A 17,888-nucleotide genomic window follows, 5' to 3' on the forward strand; every position below is an offset into this window, starting at 1 on the left:
GCCCACCATGACCATCCTCCGCGGCATCATCCCGCCTGTCCTGACCCCCTTCCACGCCGACGGCACCGTCGACCTCGAGAGCCTCGACCGGCTGGTCGAGCACCTCATCGAGGGCGGCGTCCACGGCCTGTTCGTGCTGGGCAGCTCCGGCCAGGTGGCGTACCTCACCGACGCCGACCGCGACACCGTCGTCGAGCGCGTCCTCAGCACCGTGGCCGGCCGCGTCCCGGTCGTGGTGGGCACCCCCGACCTCACCGCCCCCCGCATCGTGCAGCAGGCCAGGCGGGCCGAGGCGCTCGGGGCGTCCGCCGTCGTCGTCACCGCGCCGCTGTACGCCCTGAACAACGCGACCGAGATCGCCGAGCACTTCCGGATCGTGGCCGCCGGCGTCGACATCCCGGTCATCGCCTACGACGTCCCCGTGCGGGGCCCGGCCAAGCTCGGCCGCGACATGCTGGTCCAACTCGGGCGCGAGGGCGTCATCGCCGGTGTCAAGGACTCCTCCGGCGACGACGTGGCGTTCCGCCGCCTGGTGGACGCCAACCGTGCGGCCGGGTCCCCCCTGTCGCTCTCCACCGGACACGAGGTCATGGTGGACGGCATGTTCCTGCTGGGCGCCGAGGGGGCCGTCCCCGGTCTGGCCAACGTCGACCCCGCGGGCTACGTGCGCCTGTTCGACGCCGCCCAGCGCGGCGACTGGGAAGCAGCCCGCACGGAGCAGGACCGCCTCAACCGCCTGTTCGAGATCGCGTTCGTCCCGCAGGGCCGCTCCGGCGACGCGGGCGGCATCGGCGCGTTCAAGGTCGCGGCCGCCGCCCTGGGCGTCATCGCGTCCGCCACGATGCCGGCCCCGATCGAGGCCCTGAACGCCGACGAGGTCGCCGGCATCACCGCGATCGTGCGTGAGGTCGGCCTGCTGCGATGACGCCCCTCGCGCTCACCGTCGACCTCGGCGGCACCAAGATCGCGGCGACCGCCGTCGACGCCACCGGTGCGCTCGTGCTGCCCAAGGTGAAGGTGCCCACCCCGGCCCACGACGGTGCCGACGCCATCCTGGACGCCATGGCGCGGGCCATCGACTCCTGTCGTGACCGGGTCGACCACGAATCGGTGTCCGCCCTCGGCATCGGTGCCGCCGGGGCCATCGACGTCGAGCGCGGAGTCGTCGTGTCAGCCACCGACACCGTGACGGGCTGGCGCGGCGCCGACCTCGTGGGCGGATTGCGCGCACGGCTGCCGTGGGCGTCCGACCTGCCGATCCACGTGCAGAACGACGTGGACGCCCACGCGGTCGGCGAGTGCTGGCGCGGCGCGGGGGCCAGCGCGTCCTCGATGCTGATGCTGGCCGTCGGCACCGGGATCGGCGCCGCGTTCTGCCGCGACGGAGAGGTGATGCGTGGGGCGCATCACATGGCCGGCGAGGTGGGGAGCCTCCTGGTCGACGTGGTCGACGGGGTGGCCGACTCCGGCCGGCACCCGTTCGAGTACGTGGCCGCCGGACCCGCGATCCTGCGCACCTATCGGGCCCTCGGCGGCACGGCGGATGCCCGGCGCGGTCAGGACGTGATGGCGCTGGCCCGGGCGGGGGACGAGGTCGCCGACCGGGTGGTCCGCACCCTCGGTCGCCGCGTGGGGCGCGTGCTGGCGTGGCTGACCCTGATCCTCGACCCCGCCGTGATCGTGCTCGGCGGCGGCGTCCCGACCTCGGCGTCGCCGTGGTGGTCGAGCATGGAGGACGAACTGCGCACGGGTGTCCCCGAGGTGCTGGGGCACGTCCCGGTGAGACGCGCCACCCAACGCAACAACGCGGCCCTGTTGGGGGCGGCACGCGACGCCTTCCGCCTGGCGGGCGTCCCGACGACGGACGAGGAGTGACATGGACCTGCTGGAGTCGATGAGGGGAGGCCTGGTCGTCTCGTGCCAGGCCTACCCCGGTGAGCCGATGCTCGACCCGAGGACGATGGCCCAGATCGCGCAGGCGGCGGTGGCCGGCGGGGCGGTCGCGATCCGCGGCAAGGGGCTGGACGACCTGCGCGCCATGCGTCCCGTGGTGGACGTGCCGATCATCGGGCTGGTGAAGATCGGGGACGCCGGGGTCTACATCACCCCGACCCTCGCCGATTGCCTCGCCGTCGCCGAGACCGGGGTCGAGGTCGTCGCCCTGGACGGCACCCGCCGTCCGCGCCCCGACGGGCTGACGCTGGCCGAGACGGTCGCCGGCCTGCGGGCGGCGCACCCCGAGGTCCTGGTGATGGCCGACTGCGGTTCGGTGGGGGACGCCGAGGCCGCGCTCGAGGCGGGGGTGGACATCCTCGGGACCACGCTGGCCGGCTACTCGGGTGAACGCCCGAAGACCGAGGGCCCGGACTGGGAGGTCGTCGACCAGGTGGTCACGCTGGCCCGCCGGGGCGGGGCGGACGTGCCCGTGATCGTCGAGGGCCGCGTGCACTCCCCCGCGCAGGCAGCCGAGGCGATCCGGCGAGGGGCGTGGGCCGTGTGCGTCGGGACCGCCATCACGCACCCCACCACCATCACGCGCTGGTTCGCCGACGCGGTCGCCGGCCGTTGACCCGACACAGAGTGAACTCGTCACCCGACTGCGGGGGACAGGTTCACCCTCTCGCAACCAGACTCCAGGAGGCACCAAGGTGGAGATGACCACACTGGCCAGCTCGGGCGTTCCCTTCCCCGGAGCGGCCTTCGCCGAACCCTGCTACCGGATCCCGGCACTGGCGGTGACGGGGACCGGCCGGGTGCTGGCGGCCCACGACGTCCGTCGGGACTGGCGCGACCTGCCCGGCGACTTCGACATCGCCCTGCGACACTCCGACGACCACGGCCGCACGTGGTCGGACGCCCGCGTCCTGCGTCGGCACGACCCCGGCCACGGCTTCGGGGACGCCTCGTTCGTGGTCGATCCGGCGTCCGGACGCATCCTGTGCTGGTACGTCGGTTCGACGGGCCGCTCCTTCTTCTCGGCCGAGGCCGGCCCGGGCGGGGAGGGCCTGGAACTGTGGCTGTCGACCTCGGAGGACGACGGCCTCACGTGGACCCATCGCGACATGACCCACCTCAAGCCGGACGACGTCACCGGCATGTTCGCCTCCTCGGGCAACGGCTCGGCCACCGCTGGGGGACGGCTGCTGCAGCCCTTCGTCCTGCGCACGCCGGCAGGGGAACACTTCGCGGCCATCGCCCACTCCGACGACGGCGGTGCGACCTGGACGCTGGGGAGACGCGTCGGCCCCGACTGCGACGAGAACAAGGTGCTCGGCCTGCCCGACGGCTCGGTGCTGCTGCACGCGCGGTCCACCCCGCGGCGCCGTGTGACGCGATCCGACGACGGCGGGTCCACGTTCGGCCCCCCGACCCCGGACGCCGCCCTCGTGGACCCGGCGTGCAACGGCGGCCTGTCGCTGCTGGACACCCCGGGCGGGCCCGTGGTCGTGGCCTCCACCTGCGACGACCCGCGCGAGCGGACCCGGCTGTCCGTCCGGACCTCCCGGGACCTCGGGCACACCTGGTCGGAGGCGCTCCTCGTCGACCCCGGCGCATCGGCCTACTCGGTGTGCGTCCCGCTGGCCGACGGTTGCCTCGGCCTGGCCTGGGAGGCCGGCGACTACGACGCCATCGTCTTCGCCCGGGTGACCCCGACCGAGTTGGGCCTGACCGGAGCGCCGGCGTCCCTCACCCCGCGGGCCGGACGCCCCGGGGCCGCCAAGCCGCCGGAGGTCGCGGGCTGACCTGCCTTCCGCGGGGGCCCGTCCCTCGCCCGGCTCGCTAGGCTCGTGCCGTACCCCGGCAGGAAGGCGTCCATGACCCCGCTCATCACGTACACGTGGCCCGACACCGCCATCTCGATCGGCGTCCTGCTCCTGGTCTCGATCATCGCGCGCATCGTGTTGCGCCGGGCGATCCGGGCGGGAGTGGCGGCGTCCATCGCGGCCAGCGACCGGCACCGGACGACCGACTCGCGGTCCGGCGGCATGCTGAGCCGGCTCACCGGCGCGGCGGACGCCCGCCACCAGGCGCGCGTCCGGACCCTCGGTTCGGTGATGACGAACGCCGTCGACATCATCATCCTGCTGTTGGTGATCCTGACGGTGCTGAGGATCCTCGGGATCCCGCTGGAGCCGCTGCTGGCGGCGTCCGGCATCGGCGGCATCGCCCTGGCCTTCGGGGCGCAGTCGCTCGTGAAGGACTACATCTCCGGCATGCTGATGATCTTCGAGGACCAGTTCGGCGTGGGTGACCTCATCGACACCGGCGGGGTCGTGGGCACCGTCGAGGAGGTGGGCCTGCGCGTCACCCGGCTCCGGGACGCCGGGGGCCAGGTCTGGTACGTGCGCAACGGGGAGATCCTGCGCATCGGCAACCAGAGCCAAGGGTGGTCGACCGGCACGGTGGACGTCCCGATCGCGACCGGCGAGGACGCCGCCAAGGCGATCGAGGTGCTGCGCGGCGTGGTCGCGGAGGTGTTCGCGGACGAGAAGTACGCCGACGTCCTGCTCGAGCAGCCCAACGTCGCCGGCGTCGACAAGGTGACCGCCGGGGTGACGACGATCCGCATCTTCGCCAAGACCGCCCCCAACCAGCACTGGGGCGTCCAGCGGGACCTGCTCGAGCGATCCGTCGTGGCCCTGCGCCGTGCGGGAGTCAGGGCCCCGGTCGCGCCCCCGTTCACCTCTCCGACGATCGAGCCGTAGGGGCTCCCGCCGGCAACGGGAGTCACGGCATGATGGGACGAACGGAGGGAGGGACGATGACCGTCAAACTGGTGGTGTGGGGTGCCGGGGCCCGCGGCACGATCTACGCGGACTGGGCCGCCGGGCACCCCGATCGCGCCCAGGTCGTCGCGGTGGCCGATCCCAACCCGGCCCGCCGGGACGCGCTGGCCTCCCGGCACGGCATCGCGCGCGACCAGGTCCACACGACCTGGCAGGAGTCGCTGGCCGCGGGACGCCTCGGCGACGCGGTCCTGATCTGCACCCAGGACACCGACCACGTCGAGCCCGCGATCGCCGCGCTGGAGGCGGGGTACGACGTGCTGCTCGAGAAGCCGATCGCCCCCCAGGCCGAGGCGGTGCGCCGGGTGGCGGCGGCCGCGCAGGAGACCGGCCGCATCCTCGCGGTGAGTCACGTGCTGCGGAACACGCCCTACACCACGGAGCTCGTCCGGCTGCTGCGCGAGGGGGTGATCGGCGACATCGCCTCGATCCAGCACCTCGAACCCGTCGGGTGGTGGCACCAGGCCCACAGCTACGTCCGGGGCTCGTGGCGTCGCGAGGACGAGTCCTCGTCGATGCTGCTGGCCAAGGCGTGCCACGACCTCGACTGGCTCGAGTTCGTGGTCGGGCAGCGCATCGCGCGGGTGGCGTCCTTCGGGTCGCTGCGTCACTTCACGGCCGGCAACGCCCCGGAGGGTGCGACCGACCGCTGTGTCTCCTGCCCCCACCAGGACACCTGCGCCTATTCCGCCACCCGCATCTACCTCTCCGAAGCAGCGGCCCCGCCCGATCAATGGCCCTCGCGCGTGCTGACCGACGAGCACACCCGGGAGGCCCTCGAGCGCGCGGTCGCCGAGGGCCCGTACGGCCGTTGCGTGTACGCCTGCGACAACGACGTGGTCGACCACCAGGTCGTCGCGCTGGAGTTCGCCGACGGCGCCACCGGCACGTTCACGATGACGGCCTTCACGCCGTACTCCAATCGGCTGACCCGCGTCTTCGGCACCCAAGGCATGATCGAGAGCGACGGCGCCACGCTGCGGATCTGCGACTTCCGCGCGGGCGGCGCCTGGCGCGAGGTCGTCACCGCGTCCGCGGACGCCTCGAGCGGGCACGCCGGGGGTGACGATGCGCTCATGGACGCCTTCGTCGCGGCCGTCGCCGCCCAGGACCAGGGCCTTGTGAGCTCGGACGCCGCCAGCTCGCTCGCCTCCCACCTCGCCGTGTTCGCGGCGGAGGAGAGCCGGCTGACCGGCCGGGTGGTCGACGTCCGTTAGCCAGGAAGACGCGCGGGCTGCGCCGATTCGAGGTACGCCCGCGTGACCGCGAGGCCGTGGGCGTCCAACTCGGCGATCCGGTCGGAGAAGGTCCGCATCCCCCCGTGCTCACGCACGGCGTCCGCCCACGCGTCGCGCAGGGGGTAGGAGGGCCGCATGACCAGGCAGTCGGGGTCGTTGAGCCAGAACCGTCCGTGCTGCCAGGCGCGCGCCACCAGCGAGCGGGCGCCGCGCAGGCCGTCCGAGCCGTCTTCGCCGCCCTCGTGGAAGATGTCGGGCGAGACGCGCATGGCATCCATGAGCCCGACCGACGGCAGGATCGGCGCACCACAGCCCAGCAGGAAGGTCACCGGCCCCGCCGCCTCGCGGATGAGCCGAAGCCCCGACCGGTACGCCTCGACCGGCGTCGAGCCGTCGTGACGCGGGCCGGGCAGCGCACCGGCGTAGAGGAAGTCGAGCTTGAGGTAGGTGACCCCGAGCGCACGGGCGCGCGCGACCACCTCGGCGACACGCTCCCGGACGCCCGGATGGGTGAGGTCGAGCCCCACCAGGTCGTCGCCCCAGTTGCGCCCGGCAGGGCCGACGAACCAGTCCGAGTACTCACGGGCCAAGGTCGATCGCGTCCCCACCACGAACGGGGCGAGCCACAGCCCGGCCTCGCGGCCGCCGTCCCGGATGCGCCCGACCACCCGGGCCAGCGACCCGAAGCCCGGCCGGACGAGGGCCCCCTCACCGAACGGCGTCCCCCAACCGTCGTCGATCTGGATGACGTCGACGCCCAGCCCGAGCGCTTCGATCACAGCCACGTTCTCGTCGATGTCGGACGCCGTGACACCCTCGAAGTAGCGGTACCACGAGCACCACACCCGCGGCGCCGGGCGCATCTGCACCCCGGACGCCGCCCCGAACGCCTCACCGAACGATGCCAGCGCGCCCGGGCCCGAGGCGTGCTCGGTGCGGGTGACGGGACCGTCGGCGGCGACCCGCAGTACACCGCCCAGCGGCCTGGCCACGATCGTCGCCACCTCGGAGCCCGCCTCGTCGATCGCGAAGCGCACCGCCGGACGCCCCCCGCCCGGGTCCACGATCAGCAGGCCCTCGCCCTGGACGGCGTCCTCCGCGACGGCGGTCCCCGGCCGGAACCGCATCAGGTGCTGCCAACCCTCGGCCGGGCGATCGGCGGCGAACGGCCCCCGCCACCACGCCGTCGGGCTCCAGCTCTGCCAGCCTTCGCCGTAGACGCACGCGTCGGGGCCGATGGCGACCTCGTCGACCACGGCCCCCATCAGCCGACCTCGACGGGGATTCCGCCCCGGCGGGCCGACTCGGTCGCCGCCAGCATCACCGCGACCGAACCGGCCACGCGTCGCGCCGAGTTCTCGGGCTCGCGTCCCTCGGCCAAGGCAGACATCAGCTCCCCCATCGTCCCGGCGAACCCGTCCACGAACCACTCGCCGCTCAAGACGTACGGCGTCACCGCGCCAGCGTGCTCGAGCGCGAGGGTGTCCGAACCGAGCAGCACCGAGCCGCGGATCGTGCCCTCAACGCCGTGGATCCAGAACGGCACCCCGTCGCGGGCTGCCTTCACGTCTCCCACGACCCGCAGCAACGCCGTCGCCCCGGACGTCGCGGCCAGCGACACCGTGGCCGACCAGGGGTTCTTCGCCTCCTCCGGCTGCCCCGGAACCCGGGCATCGGACGCCGACACTCGCCGCACGGGTGAGCCGAGCCACGCGCAGCTGATGTCGATCCAGTGCATGAGGTAGTCCGAGATCAGCATGTGGTCGACCTCGTCGAACGGGGTGCCCGCGATCGGCGGCAGCGGTTTGTCGTGCAAATGCGTCACGCCGACGACGTCCCCGATCGCGCCCTCGCGGACGAGCAGCGTCGCGAGCCGCCACGCGGGCGCCCAGCGCCCGTTCTGGTTCACGGCGATCCGGACGCCCGCGGCGTCCGCCTCGTCGAGGACCCCGCGCAGAGCCGTCAGGTCGGCGGCGGTGTTCACCAGCGGCTTCTGCGTCAGGACATGCTTGCCGGCGGCGACGCAGCGGCGCAGCCAGTCGAGGCGCCCGTCGGGCCCCGTGGCGAGGTCGACGATGCCCACCTCGGGGTCGGCCAGCAGCTCCTCCGCGCTGGCGTACACGCGACCCACCTCCGGGAAGGCCGAGACGTCGGCGCCCGAGCGGCTCCAAGCCCCGGCGACCCGGAGTCCGTACTGGCGGTAGGCGGGCAGGTGCGCCGAGCGCGCGATCGCGCCGCAGCCGAGGACGCCGATGGCCGGACGCTGCGCCGGAATGGCAGGACGGTGGTCGGGCGTGGTCATCGGGCCTCCATCGCGAACAGCACCTGCAACGCCTCGTGGCCGCGTTGGTCGAGCAGCGCGTAGGCGTCCGCGGCGTCGTCCAGCGCGAACGTGTGGCTGACGAGGGACACGGCGTCCGGGTCGCCGGCGAGCACGCGTTCGGCGGCCGCCAGGACCAACCGGTCGCGCGTCCAACGCGCGGCGAGTTGCGGCGGAACGGCCCCGATCTGGCTGGACTGCAGCCGCACCCGGTTGTGGTGGAACTCCTCGCCGAGGCGCAGCCCGGACGCCTCGCCCTGGTAGAAGCCGGACGCCACCACCACCCCCTCCGGCCCCACCAGCCGGATCGCGTCGTGCAGCGCGGCCGAGGAACCCGACAGCTCCAGCGCGACATCGGCGCCGCGCCCGTCCGTCATCGCGCGCACCTCGGCGGCCACGGACGATGCCGGCGCCAGCACGCACGCCGCCCCCCACGATGCGGCCCGTGCCCGGCGGGACGCGATCGGATCGATGCCGATCACGGTGGCCCCCGACAACACGGCGAACCGCGTTGCGAGCAGGCCGATCACGCCGAGCCCGACGACGCCGACGACCGAGCCGATCCCGATCTGGGTGTTGAACACGGCGTTGAGGGCGACGGATGCGACACGCACGAACGTGCCCGTGCGCGGGTCGACGCCCCGCGGCATCCCATGCCCCCTCAGGGCGGACCCACCCAGGACCGCTTCCGTCCGGTGGCCCCAGGTGCCCCAGACGATATCGCCGGGGGCGAACGCCGTCACGCTGGGCCCGACCTCGGCCACACGGCCGACCTCGCTGTAGCCCCACCCCGTCAGCGGATACGACGGCCCCGCAGCGGCGGGGTCGAGGAACAGGGTCTGGACCATGTCCCAACGCCGCGTGAGGTACGGGTTCGTCCCACGGTAGGCCGACAACTCGGTGCCCGCAGAGATCCCGGAGAACAGGGTGCGCACCCGGACGTCGTCCGGGCCGATGTCCGGCAACGGCTCCTCGACCACGTCGACCCGCCGCGGGGCGACGAACCGCAGGACCCGCCCCATCAGTCCACCTCGACCCAGACCGTTCCCCACGCCGGCACCGCGGTGACGACGACGTCCGTGAGCAGGTCCTTTCCGGGGTGCGGCAGCGGCTCGGGCGTCCCCGTCACGTTGTGCACGCACAGCACGCGCTCCGCGCCCGCGTCGCGCTCCAGCGCGAACAACCCCGGGCCGAGGTCGACGACCCGCGCGGGCGCCTGCGGCGCGAAGGCCGCGCACGACCCACGCACCGCCAGCAGCCGGCGGTAGGCGGCCAACACGCGCGCCCGGCGTCCGGAGGGGTCGGCCAGCTCGGCGACCAGCTCGTCGCGGTCGAGCGCGGCCCGGTTGATCGTCCGGTTGGCGCCGGTTCGGGCCACGCCCTCGGGCCACCCGCGGGAGCCGAACAGGCTGTGCACGTAGATGCCGGGCACACCGGGCAGGGCGAGCATGATGGCCTGCGCGGTGACGAAGCGGGCAACGCGCGTGGCGAGCGGCTCGTCGGAGGCAGGGTCGTTGAGGGCGTCGTAGTAGTTGACGTTGAGCTCGTACGGCACGGCCGAGCCGTCGGGGAGCGAGCGATAGCCGACCAGGCCGCCGTGCGCCTCCACCCGTGACGCCAACCTCCGCAGCTGGTCGTCGGTCAGGATGCCCTCGGCCCCCCGGACCCCGACGCCGTCGTGGCTGGCGAGGAAGTTGAAGAAGCAGGTCTCCGTCGACGGGGTCTCCAGCGCCGAGGCCCAGCGAGTGAGCGCGGTGGCGTCCGACGTCAAGAAGCTGTGCAGCACCAAGGGCGGCAGTGCGAAGTTGTAGACCAGCTGGGCCTCGTCGTGGCCGTCGCCGAAGTACGACACGTTCTCGGCGTGCGGCACGTTGGTCTCGGTGATGAGGGTCGTGGAGGGCGCGACGGCGTCCAGGACGGTGCGCAGGAGGCGGATGACCCGGTGCGTCTCCGGTAGGTGGACGCTGCTCGTGCCGAGCCGCTTCCAGAGGTAGGTCACGGCGTCGAGGCGGATGACCGTGGCCCCCCGCGCGACGTACTCGAGCAGGACGCCGACCACCGCCAGCAGCACGTCGGGGTGGGCGTAGTTGAGGTCGATCTGGTCGGCGGAGAACGTCGTCCACACCAACTCGGTCCCTCGCGCCGTATCGAAGGGTGTGAGCAGGGGCAGCGTCCGCGGGCGCACGACCTGCGACACGTCCGTGCCGTCCGGAACGGTGATGAACCACTCCCGGTAGCGTTCGTCGCCGGCGAGAAATCCCCGGAACCAGTCCGAGTGGGCCGAAACGTGGTTGACGACGGCATCGAACATCAACTCGACCCGCTCGCGCAGGGCGGCGACGTCGGCCCAGGTGCCGACGGCCGGGTCGACCCTCAGGTAGTCGACGACGCTGAAGCCGTCGTCGGACGTCGACGGGTAGAACGGCAGCAGGTGAACCGTCGGCACCTCGGGGGCCAGGTCGGGCAGCACTCGGGCCAGAGTCCGCAGCGGTGGCTCGCCCGGCGTCCGGATCGAGTCGGCGTACGTGATGAGGACCACGTCCGCCTCACGCCAGACTCGGCGCAGGCCCGGGCCGCTGAGTCGCGCGGCGTAGCGGGTGACCAACTCGGCGAGGGCGGTCGCGACCGCGCCAGCGCCCTCGCCGTAGAGGAACTGGAGGTGGCCGTCGAGCTCGGCCCGGACTGACGGGTCGAGGCCGGTCATCGCCAGCGGCTCCCCTGGAGCCAGTCGATGGCCGCCATCGCCGTCCAGGACTGCTGGTGGCTGCCCAAGGGCTCCCCGGTGCGCGGCTCGTAGTACTCGCCGAACTCCAGGTCGTCCAGTTGCGCCAGGCCGGCGGCCCGGAGGTCGGCGGCGAACTCGGCGTCGCCGCGCGCGAGGGCGCAATGGGCGAAGAGCCAGTTCATGATCGGCCAAACGGGGCCGCGCCAGTACTCGCGCGGCCGGCAGGCCGGGTCGTCCAGACTCACCGAGCCGGGCAGCGGGTAGCGGTTCTCGGGGTGGCCCATCCAGGCGGGACCGAGCAGAAACTCCTTCTGACGCGCCACCAACGCGGGGTCGCCCCCCGAGACGAGCGCCGAGAAGCCGGCGATCGAGGGCACGTCCATCCAGCGGTTCTCGTGGTGGTCGTAGTCGCGGGTCAGCCCGGTGACCGGGTCGACGGACGCCGCCACCGCCGACCGCGAGCGGGCCGCCCTGGCGCGCTCGGTCTCTGCCAGCGTGTGGTCCTCGAGCTCGTCGGCGAGGCGGGCCAGCGCATCCGCGGACGCAGCCAGGCAGGCGGTCATGAAGATGTCCCCGCACCGGAAATCGATGATCCCCGGGATGCGGTCGTCGTCGAACTCGACCGAGATCATCTGGTCGATGAGCCAGATGTAGCGCTGGTACTCCCGGTCGGACGGGCGCTCGGAGGCGTCCGCGAACTTGAGATCGGTACGAGGCAGCGACTTGGGCTGCGGCACCACGATGCGGTCGTAGATCGGGTCGAAGCGCGGCGAGTTGTCCATGCCGGACTCCCAGCCGTGGTGGATCTCGATCACGCCCAGGCCCTCGCGGTCGCGGGCCGAGGAGAGCCAGGCGTGCCACCGCGCCAGCCGCGGCACGGCGTCCGCCAGGAACGCCTCGGCCGCCTCCGCCTCGGCCCCGCCCTTGGCGCGGCCGATCGCGATCACCTGTTCCACACACAGCGCATGCACGGGCGGCTGGCAGATGCCTGAGGTCTCGACCCCCTCGGGCCGCGCCTTCGCCACGGCCGTGCCCCACACGCCGAAGCCGGGGAAGTAGTCGGGCTCGTCAGCGAACACGATGTGGGGGAACATGCCGGTCGACCACTGGGCGTCGAAGATCGTCTGCCACTCGACCACGGCGCGCGGCACCGAGAGGTGCGCCAGTCCTACGGACACGAACGCGGCGTCCCACGACCATTGGTGGGGGTAGAGCTTCGGCGCTGCCGTCACCATGGTCCCGGTGTCGTTGTCGTGCAGGACGCCGACGGCGGCGTCGAGCAGCTCTGCTTCGGTGTGGGTCATCGCACGCCTTCCGGCAGCCAGGCCACTCCCGTCTCAGGGTCAAACAGGCGCAGCGCGCGGGGCGCGATGTGCAGCAGAACCCGCTCACCCGCGCGCACCTCGACCGTCGGTTCGGCCTGCACCTTGAGCTGGTGCTCCCCGAGCACGACCGTCAGCAACGTGGATGCGCCGAGCGGCTCGACAACCAGCACCTCGGCGGGCACGGTGTCGGGACCGGCGGCGTCCACCACGTCGATCGCCTCGGCGCGGACGCCGACACGAACCGGCCCGTCGGCGCCGATGCCGGCGGGTGCGGCGAAGGAGTGCCCACCCACGTCGAGGGTGCCGCCCTTGAGGACACCGTCGAAGAAGTTCATCGGGGGGCTCCCGATGAAGCCACCCACGAAGGTGTCGGCAGGCCAGTCGTAGATCTCCAACGGTTTGGCGAGCTGGCTCACCTTGCCGCTGCGCATGACCGCGACCATGTTGCCGAGCGACAGGGCCTCGGACTGGTCGTGGGTCACGTAGACGGTGGTCGTGCCGAGCTGTTCGACGATGCGCTTGAGCTCGGACCGGAACGAGAGCCGCAGGAGGGCGTCCAGGTTGGAGAGGGGCTCGTCCATGAGCAGGACGTCGGCGTCCACGACGATCGCGCGGGCGACCGCGACACGCTGCCGCTGGCCGCCGGACAGTTGGGCCGGGAAGCGGTCGAGGTAGGGGGTCAGCTGCAGCAGGTCGGCCGCCCACGCCACCTTCTTGTCGATCTCGGCCTGCGGCAGCTTCTTCATCTTGAGCGGGAAGGCGATGTTGTGCCGGACACGGCGGTGCGGGAACACCGCGTAGCTCTGGAACACCATCGACAGGTTGCGCTGGTGCACCGGCCTGTACGTGACGTCTCGCCCGCCGATGGCGATGGAGCCGGACGTCGGCAGCTCGAGCCCGGCGATCTGCCGCAGCAGGGTGGTCTTACCGCAGCCGGACGGGCCGAGCAGCACCATGAACTGGCCGTCGGAGATGTGCATGCTCACGTCGTCGTTGGCGCGCTCGGCACTGCCCGGGTAGACCTTGACGAGGTTGTTGATCTGGATGTCAGCCATGGCGGGACCTTGTCGTCGTGGGGAGTGAGGGCGTCATCGGATCGTCGTCCCCCACATGTTGAGCAGGTACTTGCGCATGATCGCGATGAACACGAGCGCGGGGATGACCAGCACGAGGCCGCCGGCGAACCGGTAGGCCAGCGGGCTGTCGGCGAGGCTGGAGAGCACCTGGGCGGGCAGGGTCCGCTGGGTGAAGGTGAGGATTGTGGCACCCAGCACCTCGTTCCAGCTCATCACGAACGTGAAGATGGAGGCCGCCGCCATGCCGGGCAGGGCGAGCGGGAGGACGACCCGCAGGAAGGCACCGATCGGCGTGCACCCGAAGATACGCGCGGCCTCCTCGGCGTCGAGGGGCACCGACAGGAACACGCTGGACGTGATGAGGATCGTCGTCGGCAGCGCGAGGGCGCTGTGCAGCAGGATGACCGCGATCGGCTTGTCGTACAGACCGGTGTCGAGGAACACGCGGGCCAGGGGCACCGAGAGCACGACGATCGGCAGGGCGCGGGTGAACAGCAGGAACAACTGGTAGGGGTCCTTGCCCCGAAACGCGAAGCGGGCGATCGCGTAACCGGCCGGAGCTCCCACGAGCGAGCTGATCAGCAGGGTGCCGAGACCGACGATGAGCGAGTTGATCAGGCCACCGACGATGCCGGTCGACCCGAGGAAGGTCGTCATCGTCTCGGTGCCGAAGTTCTGCGGCCACAGCGGCTGGGGGAACTCGTTGAGGCCGGCGCGCGTGCTGAAGGCGGCGAGGGCGATCAGGTAGATCGGCACCGCCATGAACAGCGAGATCGCGACGCAGGCCACCTGGATCAGCGCGCGTTGACGCTTGTGGCGGCGCAGCGGTGCGTAGTCGATCGGGACGGGTGGGCGCTGGTCGAGGGTGGTCATTTCTTTCCTCCCCGGCTCTGGTCGCGCAGCACGCGGAGGTAGATGACGGCCGTCATCATGGACACGACCATGATCACCATCGCATAGACGGAGGCGACGTTCGGGTTGTTGAGCGCGGTGTACCACCGGTAGGTCTCGCCGACCAGCAGGGGGAAGCCCTCGCCGGTGAGCGCCTGGGCGACCGCGAAGGTCTGGAACGCGAGGATCGTTCGCAGGATCAGCGCGACCTGGAGGCTCGGGCGCAGCAACGGCAGGGTGACCTGCCAGAGGCGCTGCCAGTAGGTGGCGCCGAACACGGCGGCGGCCTCGTCGTAATCCTTCGGGATGCCCTGCATGCCCGAGACCACGATGACCAGCACCAACGACGTCGCGCGCCACACCTCGGCGACGGCGACCGCCAGGAACTGGGTCGCCGGCGACTGGTAGGACAACCAGGAGAACGGCTGCAGGCCGACGTCCACCAGCACCGAGTTGAGGTAGCCGCGGTCGGAGAAGATCGACAGCCACACCAAGCCGGCGGCCAAGTCGGAGACCGCGAGCGGGATCGCCCAGAGGTAGAAGTAGACGGCGCTGCCCTTGGGCTTCGCCTGCAACAGCAGGGCCATCGTGAGGGCGAACACGAACTGCAGCGGGATGATCACGACGATCAACAGCAGCGTGTTGCGCACCGCCGCCCCGAACTGCGGGTCGTTGACCATCCGCTGCCAGTTCACGCTCGACACTGCCCCGGCGTCACCGTGGACGAAGGCCAACCGCAGGCCCTCGACCATGGGGTAGGCGAACAGGAACAGCATGAACACCACCGACGGCAGGATCAGCCAGAAGGCGGGGGACAGGCGCGTCCGTCGCCGCCGGCCTGCGGTGGTGACGGACCCGTTACTGGCAGGGGACATGCTCACCCCACCGTGCAGACGTCGGCCGCGGGGTCGGGGGCCCAGCAGGGCACCTTCACGGCCTCCATGATCGTCCGCACGTTGGTGACGTACTTGCCCACGACGGCCGCCGGATCCCCGTCCTGCAGGCAGATCTCGCGGAACATGTCCTTGAAGACCTGGCTGAGCTCGCCGTCCTTGGCGCCGAGCCCGAGGGGCGGCAGCGCGAGGATCGCCTTGGGGGACGCCGCCTGCGCCGCCACGGCCTCGGCCTCGAGCTTCACCGGGGCGGGTAGGTCCGCGGGCAGGTCGGCCTTGACGACCGGGAAGAAGGCGTTCTGGCGCAGCAACTCGATCTGGGCCTTCGGGTCGGAGAGGGCCTTGATGACCCTCGCGGCCGTGGCCTTGTCCCCGCCCTTGGGGACGCCCATGCCCGCCACGATCAGCATGTAGCCGAGGCCCTTGGGGCCGGTCGGCGCCGGGACCATGATCCAGTCCTCGGGCTTGCCCTTGGGCGCGTTCACGAGGCGGGCTACGTGATCCCACGCGACCAGCACCTCGCCGCTGGCCAGTGGCTCCTGCATGTAGTCGTAGTTGGTGGAGGCAGGGTTGCAGTTCCTCCAGAACTCGGCCATCCACTTCCATCCGGTGATGGCGTCCTGGGAGGAGAACTGGCTCAGGACGCCGCCGGTGAAGCTCGGCAGCAGGTAGCCCTGGAAGAAGCGGTGGTAGAGGCCCTTGGGTCCGGCCGGGAAGCCGAAGACGGGCTTGCCGTTGGCGTTGTTGGCGTTGATCGCCCACTGAAGGAACTGGTCGTAGGTGAGGGCGTTGACGTCGGCGCCGGCCGGGAGCCACTCCAGTGCCTTCTTGTTGGCCGCGACGACGTAGGACGCCTGCATCCACGGGATGTACTTCTGGGTCGGGCCACCCAGCTTGCCGAGGGCGAGCAGGTCATCGCTGATGCCCGCGGCCTTGGCGTCGGCCACCATGTCATCGATGTCCTCGAGGTAGTCGGGCAGAGGGGTCAGGTCACCGTGCAGGGCGCCCACGACCCCGATCTGGAGCTTCTTGGCGTCCACCTGCGTCTTCAGCTGCGTGGTGAAGTCGGCGGTCGGCATGGACGTGAAGGAGGTCTTCGGGTCCTTCACGTACTCGCTGAGGATCTTCTCGAAGCGCTGCTTCTCCTCCACGGGAGCGAACTGAGTCGAGAAGAACATGGTGTCGCCGGCGCCGCCGCCGGTCGTGCTGGCGCCAGCGCATCCAGCGAGCGTGCTGGCGACGGCAACGCCAGCCCCCAGGCCGAACAGCGACCGACGTGAGATCGATGTGGTGAGTGCCGACATGTGAGTCTCCCTTGTCCGTTGAGGCTTTTGTACGATAATAGATCAATAGGGTGATCGACACTTTAGGGCACAACCGACCGCGAGCACTAGGGTGTTGGGCGAACTCTGCGTCTGGATCAGGGGAAAGGGGTGGTGTCGTGGCCTCGCAACTCTCGGCGGCGACACCGGGCATGCTGCTGGCCGCCCTGCGCCGCGAAGGTGGCCTGACCCGCCAAGACCTGCTCGCGAGCACCGGGATGGCGCGCTCCACGCTGTACGGACGGCTCGACCAACTGCAGTCGGCGGGGTTGATCTACGAGTCGGGGACGCGTGCGCCAACGGGCGGGCGACCAGCCACCGTCGTGGCCTTCGACGATCGGGATCGGGTCGTCCTCACCATCGACATCGGCCACCACCGTGCGACGGTGTCGTTGTGCGAACTCAACGGGCAGGCGCTCACCGAGGAGGTCGTGCCTCGCACGCCCAACGAGGCGATCCCCGCACTGGTGGAACGGCTGGGCGGCTTGGGCGAGCGCGCGCTCGAGCGCGCCGGCGGCGTCCGCCTGCTCGGGGTCGGCCTGGCGATCCCCGCCCCGGTGAACACCCACACGGGCAAGCGGTTGGTGTCCATCGCCCTTCCCGACAGCGACTACCCCTTGGTGGAGCGACTGCAGGAACGCTTCGGCGTCCACGTGGCCGTGGAGAACGACGCACGGGCCCTGACGCTCGGCGCCGCCCAAGAAGTGCCGCCGATGGACGACGACGGAGTCCTGCTGGGGGTGAAGTTCTCCACCGGCCTGGGCATCGGGCTCATCACCGGGGGGCACATCATGCGCGGCTCGACCGGCGCGGCGGGCGACCTGGGTCACCTCCAGATCACCCCGGGGGAGGGACCCGTGTGCACGTGTGGCCGGCGCGGCTGCCTCGCCGCCTACGTCACCGGGCGCGCCCTGGTACGAGATCTCGCCCGCCCCGGCATCGCGACGGTGGGGGACGTCACCGCGGCCTACGACGCCGGTGACGCGGAGGTGGTCGGGCTCGTCCACGCGGCCGCCCGACTGCTGGGCACGCACCTCGGCGGCTTCGTCCAGGTGTCGAACCCGCAGTACGTGGTGTTCGGCGGTTTCCTCGGCGGGCGCGACGCCATCGCGCGCGAGGTCGCGGCGGCGATTCAGACCCAGGTGTCCCCGCGGATCAGCGACATGGCCGAGTACCGAATCGTGTCCGGCGACCACGTCACCGCGTCGGGCCTGGTCGCCCTGGTGCTGGATCAGGCCCTCGCTCCCGAGGCGGTGGACGCCCTCGTGGCGGCGAGCGCGTCGAACGGCTCGTCGACGATATGAACCATGC

General features: G+C 71.7%; 16 protein-coding genes. 7 read left to right on the plus strand and 9 right to left on the minus strand.

The window, feature by feature from the left end:
* The first annotated feature begins 7 nt into the window (after positions 1 to 7).
* The 6 genes from AC5YDA_RS07065 (at position 8) to AC5YDA_RS07090 (ending at position 6,004) form a co-directional block, all read left to right on the plus strand.
* On the plus strand, positions 8 to 925 hold the full coding sequence (locus tag AC5YDA_RS07065; RefSeq protein ID WP_496189740.1) for a dihydrodipicolinate synthase family protein: 918 nt from the start codon (positions 8 to 10) through the stop codon (positions 923 to 925).
* Positions 922 to 1,875 (plus strand): ROK family protein, encoded by a 954-nt coding sequence (locus AC5YDA_RS07070; protein ID WP_496189739.1) that lies wholly within the window; start codon positions 922 to 924, stop codon positions 1,873 to 1,875. Before AC5YDA_RS07065 ends, AC5YDA_RS07070 begins: the two co-directional genes overlap by 4 nt.
* A 1-nt stretch (position 1,876) precedes the next feature.
* Positions 1,877 to 2,569, plus strand: a complete 693-nt coding sequence (locus AC5YDA_RS07075; protein WP_496189738.1) for an N-acetylmannosamine-6-phosphate 2-epimerase — start codon at positions 1,877 to 1,879, stop codon at positions 2,567 to 2,569.
* 85 nt (positions 2,570 to 2,654) lie between these two features.
* A complete protein-coding gene (locus AC5YDA_RS07080) occupies positions 2,655 to 3,743 on the plus strand; it encodes a sialidase family protein (RefSeq protein WP_496189737.1) in 1,089 nt (362 codons plus the stop codon).
* A 72-nt stretch (positions 3,744 to 3,815) separates the two neighbouring features.
* Positions 3,816 to 4,706 carry a mechanosensitive ion channel family protein gene (locus tag AC5YDA_RS07085; RefSeq protein ID WP_496189736.1) on the plus strand — a complete coding sequence of 297 codons (891 nt, stop codon included), beginning with the start codon at positions 3,816 to 3,818 and terminating at the stop codon, positions 4,704 to 4,706.
* A 56-nt stretch (positions 4,707 to 4,762) separates the two neighbouring features.
* On the plus strand, positions 4,763 to 6,004 hold the full coding sequence (locus tag AC5YDA_RS07090; RefSeq protein ID WP_496189735.1) for a Gfo/Idh/MocA family protein: 1,242 nt from the start codon (positions 4,763 to 4,765) through the stop codon (positions 6,002 to 6,004).
* Here AC5YDA_RS07090 and AC5YDA_RS07095 read toward each other — a convergent pair.
* Genes AC5YDA_RS07095 through AC5YDA_RS07135 form a run of 9 tightly spaced genes read right to left on the minus strand, consistent with a single transcriptional unit; the run spans position 6,001 to position 16,559 of the window.
* Positions 6,001 to 7,290 carry a glycoside hydrolase family 36 protein gene (locus AC5YDA_RS07095; RefSeq protein WP_496189734.1) on the minus strand — a complete coding sequence of 430 codons (1,290 nt, stop codon included), beginning with the start codon at positions 7,288 to 7,290 and terminating at the stop codon, positions 6,001 to 6,003. The two genes, AC5YDA_RS07090 and AC5YDA_RS07095, sit on opposite strands and share 4 nt — an antisense overlap.
* The gene (locus tag AC5YDA_RS07100) at positions 7,290 to 8,327 is read right to left on the minus strand and encodes a Gfo/Idh/MocA family protein (protein WP_496189733.1); all 1,038 of its coding nucleotides are present in this window, start codon (positions 8,325 to 8,327) and stop codon (positions 7,290 to 7,292) included. Before AC5YDA_RS07100 ends, AC5YDA_RS07095 begins: the two co-directional genes overlap by 1 nt.
* Positions 8,324 to 9,367: a zinc-dependent alcohol dehydrogenase gene (locus AC5YDA_RS07105; RefSeq protein WP_496189732.1), complete on the minus strand. Its 1,044-nt coding sequence runs from the start codon at positions 9,365 to 9,367 to the stop codon at positions 8,324 to 8,326. The genes AC5YDA_RS07100 and AC5YDA_RS07105 overlap by 4 nt, the downstream gene beginning before the upstream one ends.
* The gene (locus AC5YDA_RS07110) at positions 9,367 to 11,049 is read right to left on the minus strand and encodes a sugar phosphorylase (RefSeq protein WP_496189731.1); all 1,683 of its coding nucleotides are present in this window, start codon (positions 11,047 to 11,049) and stop codon (positions 9,367 to 9,369) included. Before AC5YDA_RS07110 ends, AC5YDA_RS07105 begins: the two co-directional genes overlap by 1 nt.
* On the minus strand, positions 11,046 to 12,374 hold the full coding sequence (gene ggh / locus AC5YDA_RS07115; RefSeq protein WP_496189730.1) for a glucosylglycerate hydrolase: 1,329 nt from the start codon (positions 12,372 to 12,374) through the stop codon (positions 11,046 to 11,048). The genes AC5YDA_RS07110 and ggh overlap by 4 nt, the downstream gene beginning before the upstream one ends.
* Entirely contained in the window at positions 12,371 to 13,450 is a 1,080-nt protein-coding gene (locus tag AC5YDA_RS07120; protein WP_496189729.1) for an ABC transporter ATP-binding protein, read from the minus strand. The genes ggh and AC5YDA_RS07120 overlap by 4 nt, the downstream gene beginning before the upstream one ends.
* Before the next feature lie 33 nt (positions 13,451 to 13,483).
* Positions 13,484 to 14,344 carry a carbohydrate ABC transporter permease gene (locus AC5YDA_RS07125; protein ID WP_496189728.1) on the minus strand — a complete coding sequence of 287 codons (861 nt, stop codon included), beginning with the start codon at positions 14,342 to 14,344 and terminating at the stop codon, positions 13,484 to 13,486.
* Complete coding sequence (locus AC5YDA_RS07130; RefSeq protein WP_496189727.1) at positions 14,341 to 15,237, minus strand: carbohydrate ABC transporter permease; 897 nt, start codon at positions 15,235 to 15,237, stop codon at positions 14,341 to 14,343. Before AC5YDA_RS07130 ends, AC5YDA_RS07125 begins: the two co-directional genes overlap by 4 nt.
* Before the next feature lie 2 nt (positions 15,238 to 15,239).
* On the minus strand, positions 15,240 to 16,559 hold the full coding sequence (locus AC5YDA_RS07135) for an ABC transporter substrate-binding protein (protein ID WP_496189726.1): 1,320 nt from the start codon (positions 16,557 to 16,559) through the stop codon (positions 15,240 to 15,242).
* 137 nt (positions 16,560 to 16,696) lie between these two features.
* Here AC5YDA_RS07135 and AC5YDA_RS07140 point away from each other — a divergent pair, with 137 nt between their 5' ends.
* A complete protein-coding gene (locus tag AC5YDA_RS07140; RefSeq protein ID WP_496189725.1) occupies positions 16,697 to 17,881 on the plus strand; it encodes an ROK family protein in 1,185 nt (394 codons plus the stop codon).
* Positions 17,882 to 17,888 lie beyond the last annotated feature (7 nt).

This window comes from Propioniciclava sp. LT294 (genome assembly GCF_059516005.1).

Coding starts and splice junctions, on each gene's coding strand:
- AC5YDA_RS07065 (WP_496189740.1), top strand. CDS start 8: ATGACCATCCTCCGCGGCATCATCCCGCCTGTCCTGACCCCCTTCCAC.
- AC5YDA_RS07070 (WP_496189739.1), top strand. CDS start 922: ATGACGCCCCTCGCGCTCACCGTCGACCTCGGCGGCACCAAGATCGCG.
- AC5YDA_RS07075 (WP_496189738.1), top strand. CDS start 1,877: ATGGACCTGCTGGAGTCGATGAGGGGAGGCCTGGTCGTCTCGTGCCAG.
- AC5YDA_RS07080 (WP_496189737.1), top strand. CDS start 2,655: ATGACCACACTGGCCAGCTCGGGCGTTCCCTTCCCCGGAGCGGCCTTC.
- AC5YDA_RS07085 (WP_496189736.1), top strand. CDS start 3,816: ATGACCCCGCTCATCACGTACACGTGGCCCGACACCGCCATCTCGATC.
- AC5YDA_RS07090 (WP_496189735.1), top strand. CDS start 4,763: ATGACCGTCAAACTGGTGGTGTGGGGTGCCGGGGCCCGCGGCACGATC.
- AC5YDA_RS07095 (WP_496189734.1), bottom strand. CDS start 7,290: ATGGGGGCCGTGGTCGACGAGGTCGCCATCGGCCCCGACGCGTGCGTC.
- AC5YDA_RS07100 (WP_496189733.1), bottom strand. CDS start 8,327: ATGACCACGCCCGACCACCGTCCTGCCATTCCGGCGCAGCGTCCGGCC.
- AC5YDA_RS07105 (WP_496189732.1), bottom strand. CDS start 9,367: ATGGGGCGGGTCCTGCGGTTCGTCGCCCCGCGGCGGGTCGACGTGGTC.
- AC5YDA_RS07110 (WP_496189731.1), bottom strand. CDS start 11,049: ATGACCGGCCTCGACCCGTCAGTCCGGGCCGAGCTCGACGGCCACCTC.
- ggh (WP_496189730.1), bottom strand. CDS start 12,374: ATGACCCACACCGAAGCAGAGCTGCTCGACGCCGCCGTCGGCGTCCTG.
- AC5YDA_RS07120 (WP_496189729.1), bottom strand. CDS start 13,450: ATGGCTGACATCCAGATCAACAACCTCGTCAAGGTCTACCCGGGCAGT.
- AC5YDA_RS07125 (WP_496189728.1), bottom strand. CDS start 14,344: ATGACCACCCTCGACCAGCGCCCACCCGTCCCGATCGACTACGCACCG.
- AC5YDA_RS07130 (WP_496189727.1), bottom strand. CDS start 15,237: ATGTCCCCTGCCAGTAACGGGTCCGTCACCACCGCAGGCCGGCGGCGA.
- AC5YDA_RS07135 (WP_496189726.1), bottom strand. CDS start 16,559: ATGTCGGCACTCACCACATCGATCTCACGTCGGTCGCTGTTCGGCCTG.